Below are 13,978 nucleotides of genomic sequence, written 5' to 3' on the forward strand. Positions count from 1 at the left end.
ACTTTGGCTTCCGTAGCAGAACCTGATTTTTTGTCTTAATTGTAATCGTCAAAGCACATGAAAGTATTCAGACTTAAAAAATACACTGCGGTAGGCTTGCTGCTGCTGCTGGGGTGTGCCACTGAGAATGCCACTATGGTTCAAAAAGAAAAAGACACTGATCCTGCTGCTGCAGTTGTTTCTGCTGTTAAAGCAGCATACGCACCAGATAAAAGAGTGGCCCTTTTTGATGTGGAGGCAGCGGCAGCCGGAGAGCAGCTGGTGCTGCGCGGGGAATCTAACCTGCCGGCTGCTGTAGCGGCCCTTAAGTCTGAGCTGGATGCACGTAAGATGGCGTACATCGATAGCATACAAATGCTGCCCCATGCAGACCTGGAGGGAAAAGTACGTGGCCTTGTTACCATATCGGTAGCAAACCTGCGCTCTAACCCGCGGCATTCTGCAGAGCTTGCCACCCAGGCAACCCTGGGTACCCCGCTTAAGGTGCTGAAGAAGGACGACGGCTGGTACCTGGTGCAAACACCCGACGACTACCTCGCATGGGTTGATTATGGCGGGCTTGTAACTTTAAATGAAGAAGATTTTGCAGCATGGCATGCTGCAGAAAAGCTGATTTACCTGAAGCCCTACGGTTTTTCTTATGAGCGCCCTGATGCTGCGGCTCCCACGGTTTCTGACCTTGTAATGGGCAGTATCCTGGAAATATCAGAAGATGGAGGGGACTTTTATGGCGTGAAGTACCCCGATGGTGCCACGGCCTGGATAGCCAAAAATGATGCACGCCCTTACCAGGAATGGCTGGCCTCCCTTAACCCAAGCGGAAGCTCTTTGGTAAGTACCTCTTTTGCCTTCAAAGGCCTGCCCTACCTGTGGGGAGGTACCTCTTTTAAGGGCGTAGACTGCAGCGGCTTTACCAAAACCGTTTATTTCCTCAATGGCATGGTTATTCCGCGCGATGCCTCGCAGCAGATCCATACCGGCGAGCTGGTAGATGCCACCAGAGACTTTAGTAAACTGCTGCCCGGCGACCTGCTTTTCTTCGGCAGGCCTGCTACCGACTCCAGCCCGGAGCGGGTGGTGCATGTAGGCATGTGGATTGGCAACAATGAGTTTATTCACTCTGCCGGTAAAGTCCACATCAGCAGTGTGGATAGTACCGCAGAGAATTTTGATCGCTACAACTACAACCGCTACCTGCGCACCAAAAGGCTCCTGCAGCAAAACGACCCGCGCCTGATACAATTAAGCAACAGCACGATTTTTAAGTAAGCCTGATAAAGTACCTTGCCAGGCTTCCCATCAAAGTTCTTCATAACAAAAACAGCCACAGAAAAAGATCTGTGGCTGTTTTTGTTAAAGTATTTATCTAGCAACCCCTGGAAGCTGTATGCTTTTCGGATGCCAGGACTTATGCAACTGCGGCTTGCAACATCTCATTAATAAGTGCTGTGTATCTGCCACAGGATGCGTTCCATTTCACTTCGCAGGGCCGAAACAGGAATTACATAATTGTTATGCATAAAGCTAAAGTAAAGCTTTTTGCCGCTTTTAGTAATCAGGTAGCCGCTAAGACAGGAAACGTTACTTAAGCTGCCGGTTTTGGCATGTACATAAGGAGTCTCTGCTTTGTAGGAGTTTTTTAAGGTGCCTGTTTTTCCACCTGTTGGCAGGTAGTTCAGTATCTTTTCATCGGGGTACTCCCGGTCTATTTTTTGCAGCAGCGCAATAATACTCCTGGGGGTAAACAGGTTGTGTTTGGAGAGGCCGGAGCCATCTGCCCACTGTGGTTCGTCGGGCAGATCTGCCAGGAAATTCTTCTTCGCATATTTAATAACCGCATCAATATCCAGGGAATCAAAAAGCTTATCTGAACTTAATATCAGCAGCTGTTCTGCTATAAAGTTATCGCTGTTTTGCAGCATTCTTTTGTATAGCGAATCAGCGGCAACGGTTTTCAGGGTTTGAGGTGCCTGCCTGTAGTAGTCCCTGAAGGGAACTAGCTGGATCTGCCGCTGCAGTGTATCCTCCAGCAACCTCACCACCAAACTATCGGATAGGATAAAGGGTCTGTCGATTTCAAATTCCAGCGAAGGGTCTTTGATGGAATAAGTGTAGTAGTTGCGCTGAAACTGCCTGCTGAAGCGGTAACTGGGAGTTGCCAGGGTGGTATCTTCTGTTATGTAATCTCTGAACTGGTAGGGAGAAACGGTGAATGCCGTATCTGCAGGGTCTTTACTGATTCTGATCACATTCCCAAATACCGGGAAGGAGGATCGTTCGGTGGCAAAGTAGTAGTTGTACCAGTCCCACGACCAGCCAGGCCCCAGGGCTACCACCTGGTCGAAGTTGTTGGCGTAGTACAGCGCTTTGGGATGGTTCTTCAGGAAATCATAAGCAGCAGAACTCTTCAGGTCTGCATGGAGAAAGGAGGGGTCGCCGGTACCCCAGAATATCAGGGAATCCCCCCGCTCAGTATATTTCAGTCCAATAACCGAATCTCCCAGTATCTTCTGCGCTACATAAAAGGTAAACAGTTTGGTGTTGGAGGCGGGTATAAAGTATTGATCTTCGTTGCTGCTGTATACAGTTTTTTGCTTTTCGGGGTCATAGAGCATAAAGCCGGTGTGGCCCTTGGCAAAAGTATCGGAGTTTTTAAATGATTTTTTCAGCGCTGCTCTTTTAGTCCCCATGCAGGATACAAAACAGCACAGGAGCAACAGAAAAAAAGTATTCTTCATATAGAATCGGCTGGCAGAACAATTCAGAAATAAGTGGTGCTTAATTTAAGCATTGGTCTGCAATTAGGCTCTGTCTGCTCCTGATTTATTCGTGTTTATTTTGTTTTCCAGCTTTTATCCCCTATTGCCTTCTGTATTTTTCTATTTCAGTATCAGCCTGTGACTTCCGGAATTACCCGGATACTATATAGTATAAACCAGGGAATAGTATAAACCAGGGAACACATGCTTGGCTTTGGCGGCACTTTAAGGAGCAGTAAACTTCTCGGGAGTAATGTTATAGCCAGGTGGTTGCCAGCTTAACTGAATGCACAGCGATTTTAGTGCCCCTTCGGTAATATGGTTCTGGTTCAAACAAGATACCGTTTCTGTTCCGGCTTCTTCTTTAGAAGCTTGCGTCATTGAAATTTATGTACTTATTGGCGTGTGGTATTCAATAATTGTGTTCAAACATTGGTTAACTGCAATTCTTAGTGTTAGCAGTCAGGTGTGTTGGGAGCGAATTATAACGATTTAGAAAAAAAATAATAAAAATTTAAGTAGTTAGGATTGCATTAAACTGAAAGTCCTGTTAATTTAACATCTGTTGTGGGATCATTTATAGAATTTATGGATGAAACCTCTAACTCTGTGATTTTGACTTCTTCAAGATTTATTTTTGCCTAGCTAATATTTTTAAACCAGGAAAGTTGATTATGGTATCTTTTCTAGTTTAATTTACATTGTGCTTCCTCTGTTAATGGTAATTAAAAGAGGCTTGCCTTTCGGTAACATTATGTGTGATGAGGTTCATTAACCTGTTAATTTTTCACCTCTAATGTTTGACTGAAGCTTTTTAACTTTTTAACAACGCATTAATGTTTCCCTGTCCTGAGCTTTCTGTAGATGATGCTGTTACAGGGTATCGTTTTGAGGTAAATAGTCTGAAAAGGTTTTAGCACATCTGGCACTGGGTTTTAAGCTACAATTGTTTGTACCTGTAATGGGTGAGGCTTGTAGCTTCAGTTAATGGTTCTGGCCAATCTTGCTAACTGTACTTAAATATGTTGGTACAGGATCAGGAAAGTTGGAACAAACGTACTTTTTACCTCAAAAGGATAAGTGTAGTTTACGCCATACTACTTCTTTAGCAGGTACTGATTAATAGTTTTTTTAGCACTCTGATTTTTTACAGACTGAGCCGTCAGCAATAAGTTCTAAGTTACAGCATAACCAATGGTAACTGAAAGAGCGAAGCTGTATCCGGAAATTAGTGAACCTATCTTCAGAACAGGGATTGATGATCAGTTCTGCTGAAGAAGGTACTGAATGCCAGCTGCAGGCTCACTGCTATCTTCTGACTACTCTTTTTTTGCACACTTCCTCCCTGGTTATTCTTAGTTATAATTGCTAGTCAATCTGTTGCATAAACCGTTGTGCATACTTCCCATTTATAATTTTCTGAAATAGAATATCTGTGTTGTGCCTGCACAGCATAAGATATTGATAAGAATGTTTTCCAGGCCAATTAAAAAATTAGCAATACCGGCGAAGAAACATTTTACAGAAGTGATAGGCTTATCACCAAAAAGGTTAAAGGATGTGCTTTAGGAGTAGATCCTAACAAGACACATGGTGCCCACATTTGAAGTTATACTGAAAAAAATGAGGTGTAACTTAAAGAGCGAAGCTATGCCTTTTTTCTGCTCTTCTGAATAAAAATTAAGAAACATCTTCCTTAAGTGTTTTCCAATAAATCAGGAATGAATACATTTTTTAAGCAAAATCCGAATTGGTACGCAGTGTACACCAGATCGAGGGCAGAAAAAAAACTACAGGCTTTGCTTACCCAGAAAAAAGTAGAGTGCTTTCTGCCGCTAAAAAAAACGGCCAGTCAGCGTACAGATCGCAAAAAGATCATTGAGCTGCCGCTTATTCCTTCTTATCTGTTTGTAAGAATCACAGAAAAAGAACATTACGAGGTGCTAAACACCCAGGGCGCAGTGTGCTATGTAAAGTTCGACGGACAACCTGCAGCTATTCCTGATGAACAGATCAATTCTCTGAAGCAGCTGATGATGACGAAACCACAGGATCTGACAGTGCAGTATGACAATTTTTCCAGAGGAGACATAGTACAGGTATGCTCCGGACCTCTGAAAGGAATAATAGCAGAGGTAGTTCAGATCAGGGGAAAAGACAGGTTGCTGCTGCGTTTTGAATCTCTTGGGTACTGCGTTCATGTAGAGTTAACAGTAGAAGAACTTACTGCATGCAGAGATTTGGCAGTGTGTTAGGCTGTAGCTGAAAAACTGCCCACTGTTAAGCTTCGCCGCTTTTTGCTTTACAATGGTACTGCAACAGGATGCTCCTTCAATTCTTTTGTCAGCAGGCACAAAGCAGGGAGCAGGCGAAATGTTAGTTCTGATATAGCCTAACATCAGGAAATGTGGACCAGCGTGGGGTTGCGCATGCAGTTAGGGTAACAACACAGATTGTATGTCCTGCTACAGTTTATTCAGCAAAACGGAAAGCATCATTCAAGACTAATCTTACTAAATGAAAATGAAAGTCAATATAATATACCTACTCGTGCTGATGGTAATGGGATCCTGCATGCAGAGAAACCTTACGTATTTGAGTGATCTGGAAGATGAAGCTATGTTGTATAACAAGAGAGTTTACACCGAAGAAGTTACTAACCTGCCGGATCCATTGTTTCAGCCAAATGATTTGATCAGTATATCTGTAACCAGCCTTAACTACGAATCTAATACGCTGTTCAACAGAGGTGAAATTGTGCCGGTGCATAATGCTACAAGCAATGGCAGCCCGGGTGTTTACCAGGAGGGCTATCTGGTAGACAAAGAAGGCTATATAGATTTCCCTGTTTTAGGAAGATTGAAGGTAGGAGGTCTTTCAAAGTCTGAGCTAAAGGCTAACCTTACCCAAGAGTTAAAGCAGTACCTGAAAGACCCGATTGTAAACATCCGTTACCTCAACTACAGAATTACAGTAATAGGAGAAGTTAACCGGCCTGGTACATTTACCATACCCTCAGAAAACATTACCGTACTGGAGGCTCTTGGTATGGCCGGCGACATGACTGCCTTTGGTAAAAGAGAAAATGTACTGATCATCAGGCACGAAGATGGTGTACGCAAAGTCACCAGGCTGAATCTAAACAACAGCGATGTGCTTGACTCCCCTTATTTCTTTCTGAAACAGAACGATGTGCTGTATATAGAAGCCGTAAGGTCAAAGGCAGAGCAGGCCAGCACAACCAGAAGCAACATTTCTCTTGGGCTTTCGGTGGTCTCAATCATCACACTAATATTGACAAGATTCCTATAAGCTTAAAGGTATGACAGAAAGAGAAAACTACAGTGGTGGCACAGAATATGGCGAGTTAGACCTGAAAGCTACCCTATTAACATACCTGCGTTACTGGTATCTGTTTTTAATTGGTGTGAGTGTTTCACTGGGCATTGCTTATGTATACCTGATGCAGGCAGTGCCCGAGTACAACATAGAAAGTAAAATACTGATTAAGAGCGACAAGAATGCAGCAAATCTTTCTGGTGGAGATCTTTTCAGTGAACTGGATATGTTCAAAACCACCACTAATATAGATAATGATATAGAGATCCTGCGGTCAAACAGCTTAATGCATAGGGTGCTGTCGGAGTTGTCCTTGCATACAAGCTATTATGTTCAGGGGCATTTCCGAGATACAGAAGTATATGGTGCAGACAACCCAGTTAAGATTGTGGTAAATGAACTGGACTCTTCGGCCTATGGAAAAACCATTATGCTGCATATCAGTAACCAGAATTCGTTTAGCATAGAAGAGGAAACGGCAACAGGAAGCACTATCAGCAAGCATCATTTCGGTGAAACTGTAAAAAAATCCTATGGTACATTCACAGTGCATGCTTCTGCAGAATACAGCAAGCCAGGCTATAGTGGACCCATCCTGGTGAAGTTTCATAACATAGAAAAGCTTGCAAAAAACTACGCCCAGAAACTTACCATTTCACAATCAAACAAAATGGCAAGTGTGCTAACGCTAAGCTTAACAGATGCAGTAAGAACAAAGGGAAGAGATATTCTGAATAAGCTTATTGAAGTGTACAACAAAGAAGCCGTAGAAGACAAAAACCAGATAGCTTCCAATACTCTAGCTTTTATAGATGAACGTTTAAGGTATCTTAATACCGAGCTAACCGATGTTGAAAAAGATGTTGAACAGTATAAACGACAGAACGCTGTAACAGATGTAAGCTCGCAGGTACGCCTTTACATGGAGCAGGCCAGCGATTACAATAAGCAGTTATCAGACCTGGGTGTGCAGATAGACGTGCTGGAGTCAATAGAAGATTATTTGCAAAAGCAGGGTAACGAATTTCAACTGGTGCCCAGTAGTTTGTCTATTCAGGATGCTACTTTGCTTGGGCTGATAACCAGGTTTAACGAGCTGAAGCTTGACAGGGAGCGTATGCTGCGGACTACAGAGGCAAACAACCCACTGGTAAGGAACATGAGTGAACAACTGACTAACTTGCGGGTGAACATTCTGGAGAACTTACGAAATATCAAAAACGGCCTTGTGATTGCCCATCGTAACCTGCGGAACAAATCACAACAGTTTGGCTCAAAAATTCAGCAGGCGCCCACCATAGAACGCGATTTGCAGGAAATTGGTAGGCAGCAGGGTATCAAGGAAGCACTTTATTTGTACTTGCTCCAGAAGCGGGAAGAATCCGGGCTTTCGCTGGCGGCTACTATTTCCAGTTCCCGGGTTATAGATCCTGCAACCCCGGATGATTATCCTATCAGCCCCAAAAAGTCTACAACCTATGTAATTGCCATTTTACTGGGCTTATGCATACCCTTTGCAGGCATTTACATCAAAGAGATGTTAAATGATAAGGTGCAGATCATCAAAGATGTGCAGTATGCTACCGATACCCCAATTTTAGGAGAAGTAATTCATAATGGATCGGGTGATACCCTGGCTGTAACCGAAAAACAACGTACGCCCATTGCGGAAATGTTTCGTCTTATTCGTACCAATCTGCAGTTTGCAACTGCAGGCAAGCAAAACAAGGTGATTCTTATTACCTCCAGCATGAGTGGCGAAGGCAAAACATTCTTTAGTATCAATTTGGGTGCAAGCTTAGCGCTTATAGGAAAAAGAGTAGTAATTCTAAGCTTTGACCTGCGCAAACCTAAGCTTATGCACGACTTAGGCTTATCTAATGAAGTCGGGATTACAAATTACCTTATTTCAGGCAAAATGACTGTTGATGAGGTTATTATTCCCTCCCAGAGTGTATCGGGTCTTTTCCTGATCGGTTCTGGCCCCATACCACCAAACCCGGCAGAGTTGATGATTAGCCAGAGGGTAACTACCTTTTTTGATGAACTAAAAGAACGCTTTGACTATATCCTTATAGATACAGCTCCGGTAGGGCAGGTGGCTGATGCATTTACACTAACCCACCTGGTAGATTCGTGCATCTACATTGTACGCTATGGCTATACCTATAAGGCGCAGTTAGATATTGTAGAGGATATCTATAAAACAAAGAAGATCAGCCACCCCATGATAGTACTCAATGATGCCAAACGTAAAAACAGCTATGGTTATGGCTATGGCTATGGATACGGGTATGGCTATGGTTACGGCAGTGGAAACGGAAATGGTAAAGCCAGTCATAAAGATAAAACCGCACTGGCAACCAGCTAAACACTTCACAGAAATCAGGTAATCAGTCTATAATTTCCCCTTCCCAACTAAATCTTTTTTTCCTGCGAATGTCAGTTAAACTTAGTCTTCTGCGCAATATGGGGGCCGGAGCCTGGGGCAATATCTCCAATGTTTTGATTCGCCTAGTTCAGGTTCCCTTGTTACTAGCCTTTGTAGGCGTGGAAGATTACGGAAGATGGCTTGTTCTTAGCTCACTTCCTTCCTGGTTAACCCTGGCTAACCTGGGTTTTGGCAGTGTAGCGTCAAATGAAATGACCATGGCCGTTGCTGCCGGAGATATTCCAAAAGCCCGAAGTCTCTATTCTACCACCTTTTTACTTATTACAGGGATTGCGGTTGCAGGCTTTTTGCTAAGTCTGGCTCTGGTCCCTTTTATTCCCTGGGAAGATTTTCTCAAGGTATCATCCAGCAGGCACCGTGAGCTGTCTGCTGCCATGATCTGGCTGGTAATGTCTGTGTTCGTTTCTTTCTATGGTGAATTATTCGGTGGCAGGTACCGGGCAGCACAAAAGGCGCACCTGGGCATGTTGCTTTCAAGCTTAAAGCCCTGGATATCTTTATTGCTTCTGTTTTTGGTGCTCAACTTCAGCACAAGGTTCGATTACATCGCCTTTGCAACATTCTGTTCTCTGCTTGTTTATTTGCTGTTGCTGCAGTGGTTAAGTTTTCGAGCCTTGCCAGAGTTAAATTTTTCATTGTTGCATGTTCAAAAGAAGTGGTTCAAAGATTTATTTAAAAAAGGAGTAGCTTTTCAGGCATTTCCCTTGGGGAACGCCCTGCTTTTTCAGGGAAATCTGTTGGTGGTGCAGTTTGTGTTAGGGCCTGCAGCCGTAGCACTTTTTGGTACTGCCAGAACTTTGGTGAGATCTGTTAACCAGGTTATAAGTTTGATCATGCATTCCATCTGGCCGGAACTGAGCTACAGGTTTGGCTCCGGAGATATGGTAAGTAGCGCCAGGCTGCATCGCATAGGGGTTGGTTTATCGGTATTGGCTGCAGGCTTTGGGGTGCTGGTTCTTGCCATAATAGGCCCTTATATGTATGAATTATGGGTAGGCAAAACAATATCACTTCCACTGCAGCTGTTATTGGTTTTTCTGCTGCCCATTCCTTTTAATGCCCTCTGGATTACGAGCAGTGTGGTTCATTCGGCCTGTAATCAGCACGAAGGTCTGGCTAAACGATATCTGGTCGCCACAATCCTTAGCCTGTTATCATGTGTTGTTCTGGCCCACTTTCAGGGCATGGAAGGCGCTGCGCTTTCCACGCTGGTGGTAGATGTATTGTTGATTCCATATGTTTTCACCAGGTCACTGCAACTCACAAACGATACCTGGAAAGCTTTTATTCCCGGTCTGGCAGAAGAGGCTACAGCCGCTATAGCAGCTGTGCGTAAACTACGGACCTTGCTACCATTAGGGGGTAAGGCAAAGCAAAAGGTGTAATACACAATTAAATACAAATGAGCACAAGCGTAACGCAGATTACAATAGGGAGATTTCATCATTTTCACCTCGCCAGGCAAATGGAAAAGCATGGGCTGCTGGATAGTATCTGGACCGGCTATCCCCGTTTCAAACTGCGCGATGAGCAGGGTGTTCCCCCTGAAAAAATTCAGACTTTTCCCTGGTTACAAACCTTCTACATGTCGCGCTGGCGCTTAGGATTGGCAGATTGGAAATGGCTGGGTAAAGAATGTGCCTGGTGGGGACATGAAACCCTGGACAGACACGTAGCCGCTAAGATTAAAAAGCCTACAACCCTGATTGCACTTTCCGGTAGTGGATTAAATGCCGGTAAAGCGGTAAAAAGAACTGGCGGCTACTACATCTGTGACAGGGGCTCTTCACACATTCGCTATCAGAATCAGATCTTAAATGAAGAGTACAAGCGCTGGGGGCTTAGCTTTCAGGGAGTAGACCCTCGAATTATGCAGAAGGAAGAAGAGGAGTATGCATTAGCCGACAGGATCACCATTCCATCTGAATATGTAAGGCAATCCTTTATAAAGTTAGGCGTACCACCTGATAAACTGGTGAAAATTCCCTACGGTACACGCCTGGAACGCTTCAATAAAGTAACAGATCCTCCAGCAGACAGGTTTAGGGTCCTATGGGTAGGCAGTGTGAGTATTCGAAAAGGCTTTTTTGATTTATTGGAAGCATTTCAGCAGCTAAAACACCCTAAAAAAGAATTGGTGGTGGTTGGAGTTGTCTCTGCCGAAGTTAAAAGCAGACTTTCATCATTCTCTTTGCAGGGAGTACAATTCAGGGGCTTAGTACCCAATGCCGAACTAGCCCGGATTTATAGCAGTGCCCATGTTTTTGTGCTGTCGAGTATTGAAGAGGGCCTGGCCATGGTACAGGGGGAGGCACTTGCCTGTGGCTGCCCGGTAATAGCTACAAGCCATACTGGCTGCGAAGATTTATTTACCGATGGCATAGAAGGTTTTGTTGTTCCTATCCGCACCCCAAAAGCAATCTGTGACCGCCTGCAGCAAATAGCCGACGATCCAGCCCTGCAGGCCAGAATGTCGGAGGCAGCTTTGGAACGAGTGAAAGCGATGAAAGGCTGGGACAGCTATGGAAATGCCTTTGTAAATATGATGAAGACACTTTAAAAGCATCAAGGGTAGAGGGCATTAAAGCTGCGAAGGCTAACAGCGGGTCTGCATCATCAGAGATTATACCTTTTTTGACTTTTCTGATATAGATACACAAGAATGATAAGTGCAGCAGATCTAAAATCTCCTACAAACCTTAAGACCAATGAAGGTCTGTTCAATTTTGTAATTGAATGTAATGACTCGGAATTGGAAGGGTTTTTATCCCTAACACCAAATGACCGGGTAGAGGTATTCAGCAGGGGCAGGGGAGATTTGTGCTGGTGCCTTCAAACATACTACCTGTTGGCGCAGCATGGAAAGCTGTCCGTGCAATGTTCAAATCATCTGCAGGAAGGTTGTATAAACATTGTGCATTCCAGCCAGCTGCTAAAAGTAAAAGGGAGTGCACAGGAGTTTATTGTTTGTGTACAGGCTGATTATCCCCACCGGCCATGGGCACAGTATCACATTGTTCAGAATGGAAACAGGCGCACTGCAAATGCCTCCTATATACCACATTGGGTACAGCCTGGCTTAATCAGGCGAAACCCCAACCGTAAGGGAGTAACAAGGGTGGCATATGCAGGGGCTCCCATTAAGGGAAATCTGGCGGGGCCCGAAAACAGCTGGCAGAATCTACTCAGGCCACATGGCATCGAATTTGTGTTGCTTACCAGCGGTTTTTGGCACGATCTCAGTGCTGTGGATGTACTGGTTGGCATCAGAAGTTTTTCAAAAAAATCTTATGATCTAAAACCGGCCAGCAAGCTTTTTAATGCCTGGCATGCTCAAATACCTTTTATAGGGGGATATGACTCTGCCTATAGGGAGGTTGGTGCACCCGGTGAGGATTACCTGATGGTTACTACGCCTGAAGAATTTGTAACAGCTGTGTTACGCCTGCGTGATGAACCGGAGCTCTATGCCAGACTGGTGCGGCAGGGAGAAGAAAAAGCCAGGCTTTATACCCAACAGGCCATTACAGAGATCTGGGAAAAAACACTAAGCCAGGCTATCATTGGCAGATACGAGCAATGGAAACGCAGGCCGGGCCTTGAGCATCTTCGGTTTAGCATGATGTACGACCTGGGCTTGTTTGAACACAACACCAAACAGCTGGTGAAGAGAGCTCTGAAAGCTTTTTAAATTATTCATCAACACAACATAGCTTAGGTATGTATCACAACCATTCACTTACAAGGATTAGGAAAGCAACAGCCGATTCTAAGGCGGCTAGGTTGCAAAGTCCTGATAAGGGAGGGTTCTTGTCGAGCTTTATACGAGGGTCCTGGCTTGTGCTGATACTGTTTTCTGTATTGCAGCTTGCTTTTTTCTGGAGCCTCCCAAACATGGTGGCGGTAGTGTGTGTGTTTATAGTCTGGCTTTTGTTTACCAGGTTCTTTCTTCAGTTGCCAGTACTTAACACATATCCTATTTCCAGCTTTCTGGTACTGGGGTTTGCCACCACACAGTTTTACTTTCCATTAGTGTTTACCCTGCTGGAGGGCAAACCAATCATATTTAACATGGAGCTCCCTTATGAGGTTTTCGTGCACTCGCTTGCAGCATTTGTGGTGGTGTTGATTACCCATGTTCTCTATCGCTCCTTTAGCAGAAAACATCTGAAAAGGCCCCGCTCCTTGTTGATAAAGGCCGGGTTCTTTATTACCCCAACAAATTTGCAGCTTTGGATAATGGGCTTTATGGGACTGGCTGCAATGTTTTATGTTTATTTTTATTCTCCTTCTGTTGGCCATCAGATATCAGGTGCAGGAGATAAATTCGTACAGGGGCTTATTACTTTTTCGTATGCTCCATTTTTTATTCCTTTTAGCAAGTTGTACGGAAAGCATGAGGTTAACCTGAAGAAAGTTGTACCCCTGCTGATTATTTTCACTATTCTTCTTTTTATAGTAAGCCTAGGGCGCAACAGCAGGGGAGCTTTTATGTTAGGCTTCACCTCTGTTGGATTTACCTTTATACTGGCACTCTTGCTTGGAAAAATAAGAACACGACTGTTTACTGCACGAAACCTGGCTCTGGCAGCCTTAGGGCTTTGGTTTTTTACCGGTCCTCTGGCCGATCTGGCCACGGCAATGGTGATTGTGCGTGGGCAACGCGATGAGATTGGCAGAACAGAGCTGATTTCCCTAACACTGGAAGCTTTTCAGGATAAGGAATCGATCCGGAGGTATAGGTTGGAAGGCATTACACAGGAGCGGGAATGGGACGAACAGTATATGGATAACATGTTTCTGGCCAGGTTTTCAAACATCAAATACATTGATGCCAGTTTGGTGGAGGCTTCTAAAATAAACGAACAGGATCCATCTCTATTCAACTTTTCCATCGATCGCCTGTTTGCTTCACTTCCTTTGCCTGTACTAAATGTTTTTGGAATAAACGTAGATAAAGAAAGTGTAATCAGCTATTCGTTCGGAGATTACCTGCATTATAAGGCAGGATCAGGAGCGGTGGTATTGGGTGGCTATAAAACAGGGCATTTTGCTGGCACTGGCATGGCTGCCTTTGGCCTGTGGTATTTGCTTATTCTTGGCGTAGGTATGTTAGGCTCTTTTTATGTTTTTGACAAGCTAAGGCTAGTAAAACAGGCAACCGGCACAGTGGCAGGAAAAGGTAAGGAGCCAGTCTTTAGTTTTTGCGGCCTGTTGGTGCTTAGCTCTGTATTTATGTTTCTGCCTGCTGAAAGTGTAACAGAACCTTTCGAATTTTTAATAAGAGGCAGCATTCAAATGCTGCTACTCTATTTTCTTGTTTTTCATCTCACCCGCTTCCTGAGTAGTTTATACAAAGGCCTGTTACCTGTTGGGCTGCTAAGACACAGGAGAAGAAGAGCATTTCAATAAGCGGAAGTTTTGATAA

At 44.2% G+C, this 13,978-nt stretch carries 10 protein-coding genes; 8 read left to right on the plus strand and 2 right to left on the minus strand.

Features of this window, described 5'->3' with window-relative positions; genetic code table 11:
• The first annotated feature begins 57 nt into the window (after positions 1-57).
• Complete coding sequence (locus tag KWJ01_RS24100; protein ID WP_224999687.1) at positions 58-1,269, plus strand: NlpC/P60 family protein; 1,212 nt, start codon at positions 58-60, stop codon at positions 1,267-1,269.
• A 167-nt stretch (positions 1,270-1,436) separates the two neighbouring features.
• Here the strand turns inward: KWJ01_RS24100 and KWJ01_RS24105 are convergent, their stop codons facing one another.
• Together KWJ01_RS24105 and KWJ01_RS24110 are read right to left on the minus strand one after the other, a co-directional pair.
• Positions 1,437-2,738, minus strand: coding sequence for a D-alanyl-D-alanine carboxypeptidase/D-alanyl-D-alanine-endopeptidase (locus tag KWJ01_RS24105; protein WP_224999688.1), 1,302 nt, complete (start codon positions 2,736-2,738; stop codon positions 1,437-1,439).
• Between the two features lie 246 nt (positions 2,739-2,984).
• Positions 2,985-3,140: a hypothetical protein gene (locus KWJ01_RS24110; protein WP_224999689.1), complete on the minus strand. Its 156-nt coding sequence runs from the start codon at positions 3,138-3,140 to the stop codon at positions 2,985-2,987.
• Positions 3,141-4,480: 1,340 nt separating this feature from the next.
• Here KWJ01_RS24110 and KWJ01_RS24115 point away from each other — a divergent pair.
• The 7 genes from KWJ01_RS24115 to KWJ01_RS24145 all read left to right on the plus strand — a co-directional run bounded on the left by KWJ01_RS24115 (position 4,481) and on the right by KWJ01_RS24145 (position 13,962).
• The gene (locus KWJ01_RS24115) at positions 4,481-5,014 is read left to right on the plus strand and encodes a UpxY family transcription antiterminator (RefSeq protein WP_224999690.1); all 534 of its coding nucleotides are present in this window, start codon (positions 4,481-4,483) and stop codon (positions 5,012-5,014) included.
• Between the two features lie 268 nt (positions 5,015-5,282).
• Positions 5,283-6,071 (plus strand): polysaccharide biosynthesis/export family protein, encoded by a 789-nt coding sequence (locus tag KWJ01_RS24120; protein ID WP_224999691.1) that lies wholly within the window; start codon positions 5,283-5,285, stop codon positions 6,069-6,071.
• Between the two features lie 10 nt (positions 6,072-6,081).
• The gene (locus KWJ01_RS24125) at positions 6,082-8,469 is read left to right on the plus strand and encodes a tyrosine-protein kinase (RefSeq protein WP_224999692.1); all 2,388 of its coding nucleotides are present in this window, start codon (positions 6,082-6,084) and stop codon (positions 8,467-8,469) included.
• Between the two features lie 68 nt (positions 8,470-8,537).
• Positions 8,538-9,935 carry a lipopolysaccharide biosynthesis protein gene (locus KWJ01_RS24130; protein ID WP_224999693.1) on the plus strand — a complete coding sequence of 466 codons (1,398 nt, stop codon included), beginning with the start codon at positions 8,538-8,540 and terminating at the stop codon, positions 9,933-9,935.
• A 17-nt stretch (positions 9,936-9,952) separates the two neighbouring features.
• On the plus strand, positions 9,953-11,110 hold the full coding sequence (locus tag KWJ01_RS24135) for a glycosyltransferase family 4 protein (protein WP_224999694.1): 1,158 nt from the start codon (positions 9,953-9,955) through the stop codon (positions 11,108-11,110).
• A 102-nt stretch (positions 11,111-11,212) separates the two neighbouring features.
• A complete protein-coding gene (locus KWJ01_RS24140) occupies positions 11,213-12,241 on the plus strand; it encodes a glycosyltransferase (RefSeq protein ID WP_224999695.1) in 1,029 nt (342 codons plus the stop codon).
• Between the two features lie 203 nt (positions 12,242-12,444).
• A complete protein-coding gene (locus KWJ01_RS24145) occupies positions 12,445-13,962 on the plus strand; it encodes a hypothetical protein (RefSeq protein WP_224999696.1) in 1,518 nt (505 codons plus the stop codon).
• Positions 13,963-13,978 lie beyond the last annotated feature (16 nt).

This window comes from Cesiribacter sp. SM1, from assembly GCF_020178975.1.
GTDB lineage: Bacteria > Bacteroidota > Bacteroidia > Cytophagales > Cyclobacteriaceae > Cesiribacter.

Bases quoted from the DNA above. Each gene is read 5' to 3' on its own strand.
- KWJ01_RS24100 (WP_224999687.1), top strand. From the start codon at position 58: ATGAAAGTATTCAGACTTAAAAAATACACTGCGGTAGGCTTGCTGCTG.
- KWJ01_RS24105 (WP_224999688.1), bottom strand. From the start codon at position 2,738: ATGAAGAATACTTTTTTTCTGTTGCTCCTGTGCTGTTTTGTATCCTGC.
- KWJ01_RS24110 (WP_224999689.1), bottom strand. From the start codon at position 3,140: ATGACGCAAGCTTCTAAAGAAGAAGCCGGAACAGAAACGGTATCTTGT.
- KWJ01_RS24115 (WP_224999690.1), top strand. From the start codon at position 4,481: ATGAATACATTTTTTAAGCAAAATCCGAATTGGTACGCAGTGTACACC.
- KWJ01_RS24120 (WP_224999691.1), top strand. From the start codon at position 5,283: ATGAAAGTCAATATAATATACCTACTCGTGCTGATGGTAATGGGATCC.
- KWJ01_RS24125 (WP_224999692.1), top strand. From the start codon at position 6,082: ATGACAGAAAGAGAAAACTACAGTGGTGGCACAGAATATGGCGAGTTA.
- KWJ01_RS24130 (WP_224999693.1), top strand. From the start codon at position 8,538: ATGTCAGTTAAACTTAGTCTTCTGCGCAATATGGGGGCCGGAGCCTGG.
- KWJ01_RS24135 (WP_224999694.1), top strand. From the start codon at position 9,953: ATGAGCACAAGCGTAACGCAGATTACAATAGGGAGATTTCATCATTTT.
- KWJ01_RS24140 (WP_224999695.1), top strand. From the start codon at position 11,213: ATGATAAGTGCAGCAGATCTAAAATCTCCTACAAACCTTAAGACCAAT.
- KWJ01_RS24145 (WP_224999696.1), top strand. From the start codon at position 12,445: ATGGTGGCGGTAGTGTGTGTGTTTATAGTCTGGCTTTTGTTTACCAGG.